2 protein-coding genes are annotated in these 4,527 nt (G+C 67.6%); both read left to right on the top strand.

Annotated elements, in window-relative coordinates; translation table 11 throughout:
• The first annotated feature begins 142 nt into the window (after positions 1-142).
• Positions 143-1,150 (top strand): LacI family DNA-binding transcriptional regulator, encoded by a 1,008-nt coding sequence (locus FB478_RS21000; RefSeq protein WP_056392127.1) that lies wholly within the window; start codon positions 143-145, stop codon positions 1,148-1,150.
• 93 nt (positions 1,151-1,243) lie between these two features.
• The gene (locus FB478_RS20995) at positions 1,244-4,276 is read left to right on the top strand and encodes a glycoside hydrolase family 2 TIM barrel-domain containing protein (protein WP_134166164.1); all 3,033 of its coding nucleotides are present in this window, start codon (positions 1,244-1,246) and stop codon (positions 4,274-4,276) included.
• Positions 4,277-4,527: the final 251 nt, after the last annotated feature.

The raw sequence follows: 4,527 nt of genomic DNA, 5'->3' as shown, positions 1-4,527 counted from the left end.
CACCCGGGAGGGTGTGGGAGAGTAGGTCACCGCCGGACACACATTGGTCGAGGCCCCAACCACCAGGTTGGGGCCTCCCACATTTAACCCACCAATCACCGGTATCAAAACGGGCCTTCACCACCGCCTAGACTTACCGTTTATGACCCCCCGAACGCCCAGTCCCAGGGACCGGCGTGCAACCATCCTGGATGTGGCAGCCGCTGCAGGCGTATCGCGCCAAACCGTCACCCGGGCCATGAATGACATGGCAGGCATCAGCGCGGAAACCCGCGCCCGGGTCCAAAAGCTCGCAGCAGAAATGGGCTACAGCCCCAGCCGCTTCGCCAAGGGCCTTGTGCAGGGCGCGCGGATCTCTGTTGGCCTCGCCATCCCGGACCTGACCAACCCCTATTTCCCGGCCTTTGCCTCAAGCGTGGTGGAGGCCGCCACGGAGCGCGGCTGGAACGTGGTGGTGGACGACTACGGCCACGGGACCGGCAGCGCCGTTGACGCCGCCGCGCGGCTTGCGCCCCAGGTGGATGCACTGATCGGATACCTTGCACCCCACCAGGACGAGGCGCAGGCGCTGATGGGCCGCCGTCCCGTCGTCGCCCTTGACTCCCCGGACGCCGGCACCGCCGGCAGCATCTCCTTTGACTACCGTCACGCTGCCAGGCTCGCCCTCCGCCATCTCGCATCCCACGGGTGCAGGAGCATCCTCTTCCTGGACTCGGACCAGGGCGGCCCCGCCGGCAGCCGGAGCGCGGCCGCCGCCGCGGTGGCAGCGGAGGCAGGCATCCAGCTCGCCCGCCTCCAGGCACAGCCATCGGCGGCCGCGGCACGGTCGGCGGTGGCCCTCCATCTGGCCGGAGGCGGGAGCCCCGATGGCATCCTCGCCTTCAACGACCTGATGGCAGCCGGCGCCTTGAAGGCACTGCGGGAGTCAGGCACCTCCGTCCCCAATGAGTGTGCCGTCATCGGCATGGACGGGATACCGCTGGGGGAACTGCTCACACCTGAGCTGACCACCCTCGCACTGGACCTGCGCGCCGTGGGCCGCGCCGCCGTCGGACTCCTGGATGGTTTACTCACAGGTGCCATCCAGGACCGCACCCCAGGCGCCCACCTGACCCTGCAGCACCAACTGGTCCTCCGGCAATCAGCCTGACCCCTACTCAAATCATGACCGAGCGGATAGGCTTAACATGCAACTGCGTGAACGTTCACGTAGGCACTTCCGAAACTCCCTTCAAGGACCTCCATGCCAGCCCACACCCCTGCCGCAACTGCCGGCCACGGCTCCGCTCCGGCGACCAAACCCTCCTACCGCAGACTCGATCCGGCTGCCGCAGACGTCGCAGAATTAGCCTCGCTGGGACCCGGCCGGGGAAGCCTCCCGGCGCGGGCCTACCTGGAGTCCGACGCACCCCGGCTCCCACTCAACGGAGAATGGCAGTTCCGGCTGAGCCCGGGAATCCGGACGGCCCCACACGACGACTGGCAGCAGGGCAATGACCTCTCCGGCTTCACCCTGCTGCCCGTCCCCTCCAGCTGGAACATGCACGGGCACGGCTCTCCGGCCTACACCAACGTGCAGTTTCCCTTCCCGGTGGAACCTCCCTACGCACCGGACGCCAACCCCATCGGCGATCACCTGGTGACCTTTGAGGCCGGCCCGGAGTTCTTCCCGCACGCCGTGCTCCGGTTCGACGGCATCGACTCGGCCGGAACCGTGTGGCTGAACGGAGTGGAGCTCGGGACCACCCGCGGAAGCCGCCTGGCCCACGAATTCGACGTGTCCGGCATCCTGGTCGAGGGAGCCAACACGCTGGCCGTGCGGGTGGCCCAGTTCTCCGCCGCCAGCTATGTGGAGGACCAGGACATGTGGTGGCTCCCGGGGATCTTCCGGGACGTCACCCTGCAGGCGCGGCCGGTGGACGGCATCGACGACGTCTTCGTCCACGCCGGCTATGAGCCGGGCACGGGCGAGGGCACGCTCCGCGTCGAGGTGAGCCGGGCCGGGCGGGCGATTGACGCCGTCGTACGCATTCCGGAACTTGGCCAGGAACTTCCAGCAGGGGCGGAGCAGCGTGTCCCCGGCGTGCAGCCCTGGTCCGCCGAAGTTCCCCGCCTCTATGGCGCAACGGTCAGCACCCCGGGCGAGACCGTTGCCCTGCAGGTGGGTTTCCGCAGCATCGTCATCGAGGACGCGCAGTTCAAGGTGAACGGCCGCCGGATCCTGCTCCGGGGAGTGAACCGCCACGAGCACCACCCCCGGCTGGGCCGTGTGGTCCCGCGGGACGTGGTGGAGGCGGAGTTGCGGCTGATGAAGCAACACAACATCAATGCCATCCGGACCTCGCACTACCCGCCGCACCCGGAGTTCCTGGCGCTGGCAGACCAGCTGGGTTTCTACGTAGTCCTGGAATGCGACCTGGAAACGCACGGCTTCCACAGCGCCGGCTGGGCACAGAACCCCAGCGACGATCCGCAGTGGGAGGAGGCCCTGCTGGACCGGATGCAGCGAACCCTTGAGCGCGACAAGAACCACCCTTCCGTGATCATGTGGTCGCTGGGCAACGAGGCAGGCACCGGCCGGAACCTTGCGGCGATGTCCCGCTGGGCCAAGGACCGTGACCCGTCCCGTCCCATCCACTACGAGGGCGACTGGTCCTCACCGTACGTGGACGTCTACTCCCGGATGTATGCCAGCCAGGCCGAGACGGCGCTCATCGGGCAGGGCATCGAGCCGGCGCTTGAGGACGCCGAACTGGACGCTCGGCGCCGAGCCATGCCGTTCGTGCTGTGCGAATATGTGCATGCCATGGGAAACGGGCCGGGTGGCATGACCGAGTACCAGGACCTGTTCGACACGTATCCGCGGCTGATGGGCGGTTTTGTCTGGGAGTGGCTGGAGCACGGGATCCTTGTTCCCTCCCCGGGCGGCGGTGAACACTTCGCTTACGGCGGGGACTTTGGCGAGGAAGTCCACGACGGCAACTTCGTCACGGACGGGCTGGTTGATGCCAACCGCAAACCTCGTCCCGGGCTGTTGGATTTCAAGAAGGTCATCGAGCCTCTGGGCATTGACGTTTCCTCCCCATGGGCCCGCTTCACGCTGCGGAACCGGCAGGACTTTGCGGACACCTCCGCCTACCGCTTTGAGTACAAGGTGGAGGACGACGGCGGAACACGGTTGGAGGGAACGGTGGCCGTTGCGCCGCTTGCGGCGCAGTCCACGGCTGTTGTTGAGCTGCCGGCGGAGGTTGCCGCGTGTGTGGCGGGGTTGGCGCAGGACGCGGGTGCGGTGCTCACCGTCAGCGCTGTGCTGGCCGCCGATACTGGGTGGGCTGCCGCAGGACACGAGGTTGCCTGGGGGCAGGCTGTCCGCCTTGCCTCACCAGGCACGGGGGTGCAGGCCCGGGACCTGGTGGAGGCCGGCCAGGACGAATTGCAGCTGGGTACCGCGGTGTTCAACCGGGCAACCGGCATGCCCACATCCATTGGCGGACTTCCCGTGGAAAAGTTCGGCCTGGTCCTGTGGTGGCCCCCGACCGACAACGACCTCGGCCGCGAGTGGGGAAGCCCGGACGAACGGCCCCTTGCGACGCAGTGGAAGGACGCAGGACTCGACCGGCTCCGCACCCGCCTGCTGGGCATCCGGGCGGAATCTTCTCCTGACGGCGGAGAGTACCTGCGCGTCAGCACGCGCATGGGTGCCGCGGACAAGCAGTTCGGTGTGCTGGTGGATTACCTGTGGACCGCCAGCTCCGACTCCCTGGGACTACGGACGCAGGTCAGGCCCGTGGGGGACTGGGTCAATGCCGGCTTCGAGGTGGAATGGGCGCGGATCGGGCTGGAGCTGGTGCTGGGTTCCCGGACCACCGGGGTGCGGTGGTTCGGCCAGGGCCCGCACCAGGGCTACCCGGACACCGGCCAGGGTGCGCGGACGGGATGGTTCGAGCTGCCCCTTGCCGCGCTGGACGTTGAGTACGTCCGTCCCCAGGAGTCGGGAGCCCGGTCCGGCGTGCGGTCCGCTGTCCTGCACGCCGGCGGAAGGGAGCTGCACCTTTCCGGCGAGCCCTTTGCCCTCACAGTCCGGCCGTACAGCATGCAGGCTCTGGATGCCGCAAACCACAGGCCGGATCTGGTGCCGGACGGGCGGAGCTACATCTACGTGGACCATCTCATGCGTGGCGTTGGCACCGCCGCCTGCGGCCCCGGCGTTCTGGAGCCGTACCGGCTGAAGCCGAGGCAGGCCGACTTCGAAGTGGTCCTCAAGGTACTGGGGTAGGGAAGTCCCGGCTCCCCCTTCGGCTACTCCCTCGGCTCCTCTTCGGATGTGAGCCACTCCATAGAAGCAGCAAACGAGCTTCAGAAGCGGAAATCTCTTGCCCACGCTGCCGGAAACCGCGGAATTCCGGGGTTTCCGGCAGCACAAGAGGCCCCCGGGGGTCGATTTGCGGTTGGGTGTGGGGGCGGGTATTGTTTTCTGAGTCGCCGCCGCTGAAGCGGAAAGATAGCGGCCAAACCCCTTACTGAACG

Source organism: Arthrobacter sp. AG367, assembly GCF_007828995.1.
GTDB lineage: Bacteria > Actinomycetota > Actinomycetes > Actinomycetales > Micrococcaceae > Arthrobacter.
This window is presented reverse-complemented; position numbering and strand designations above follow the sequence as displayed.